General features: G+C 37.8%; 1 protein-coding gene. It reads right to left on the bottom strand.

Going from position 1 to position 262, the window contains the following annotated elements:
- Window positions 1–39 precede the first annotated feature (39 nt).
- A partial coding sequence (locus ACEWL1_RS12145; protein ID WP_409233565.1) for a hypothetical protein occupies window positions 40–262 on the bottom strand: 223 nt, incomplete at its 5' end.

Here is a 262-nt window from a genome sequence, read left to right as displayed (position 1 = left end):
AAAAACAACTACGCCCACAAAGTTTTCCCCTTTTTTGTTTTAAATTTCTCTTCGATGATCTGGCCCGAATGGTACTTTTTCAATGTCTTTTATTTTTATAGAAACAAAATCTTTAGAAACTACAACTGCATTTTCAATGTCAGAAATAGATGTCCTATATCCCACACCACGAACTAGATATTCCGCTTGATGAAGTTCTCTAGTTTGTGGTGGCTTTTCTTTATGAGGCTGGTTTACTGCGGTGACCAGTTGACGTGAGGCG

Origin of the sequence: Polaribacter gochangensis (genome assembly GCF_046224025.1) — a bacterium.
In the GTDB taxonomy this organism is placed as follows: Bacteria; Bacteroidota; Bacteroidia; order Flavobacteriales; family Flavobacteriaceae; genus Polaribacter; species Polaribacter gochangensis.
Note: the sequence above shows the minus strand (reverse complement) of the source record. Positions and strands in the feature narration are given on the sequence as shown.